Below are 1,109 nucleotides of genomic sequence, written 5' to 3'. Positions count from 1 at the left end.
TGAGTGAGAAGGTGGTCAGTCCCGAGGACGTGCCCGTGCCCCAGGTCGACTGCGACGCGGTCGACAGCGCCGGGAAGAACCTCAAGAGCGACGGCACCGACGTCGCGCAGGCCGGCCAGGACATCACCTCCGCCTGGCAGGGACTCGAAGGCGTCTACACCGCCCCGGAGGCGCAGACCCTGTTCGCCTCGATCGCCCCGGTGGCGACCACGGGCGACGACTTCGACGAGGCCGTGACCTCGGTGGGCGACGCGCTGATCACCTTCGCCGAGGAGGTGCGGCCCATCAAGGCCCGCCTCGCCGCGCTCAAGGCCGACGCCGAGGACTTCCAGGACACCATCGCCGGCGACGACGACTGGCGCGAGGACGAGGACCAGGTCGAGGAGCTGGACCGGCTCAACAACGACATCCTGCAGGCGGTCTTCGAGTACCAGCGCGCCGAGCGGGACTGCGCCAACGCGATCACCTCGCTGTTCGGCGGCACCACGTTCGTCGCCGCGGACGGGGACGGCTCGGCCGGGGCCGGGGAGCGGGCCCACGGCACCGGCGAGGCGCTGCAGGGAGTCGAGACCCCCTGGATCACGCCGCAGGAGCACGACGCGCCCTGGTACGAGGACGCCTGGGACGGGGTCAAGGACTTCGGCGTGGGCATCGCCGAGGACGTCGGCGGCCTCGTCGGCCTGCACGGCGAGGACGGCTGGGGCGTGGGTTCGTGGGGCGCGTGGGGCGACAACCTCAAGAGCAACTACGGCGACATGCTCAACGGGCTGGGCAGCCTGACCGGGTTCTACGGGGAGGACGGCTGGGGCGTGGGCTCCCTGGGCCAGTGGTGGGGCAACGTCTCCACGGGGTGGACGGAGTTCGCCCACGCGATCGTGCCCTGGCGCGAGTGGGGCGACCGGCCGGGCTATGTGATCACGCAGAGCGTGTTGAACATCGGCAGCATGTTCGTGGGCGCCGGGGTGGTCAAGGGGCTGGTCCAGGGCTCGCGCAAGGCCGGCGGCGGCGCCGACGCCGACGCCGACGCCGATACCCGCGGCGCCGAGGTGGATGTCGACGTCCAGACGCGGCACCTGGAGGGTGTCGGGGACCGTCCCGGGCAGCAGACC

Annotated in this window: 1 pseudogene; it reads left to right on the top strand. The window is 72.0% G+C overall.

Annotated elements, in window-relative coordinates:
- Positions 1–35: 35 nt before the first annotated feature.
- Positions 36–1,109 (top strand): annotated as a pseudogene (locus LP52_RS25445) (hypothetical protein); the annotation flags it as partial.

Origin of the sequence: Streptomonospora alba, assembly GCF_000826685.1 — a bacterium.
Taxonomy (GTDB): domain Bacteria; phylum Actinomycetota; class Actinomycetes; order Streptosporangiales; family Streptosporangiaceae; genus Streptomonospora; species Streptomonospora alba.
This window is presented reverse-complemented; position numbering and strand designations above follow the sequence as displayed.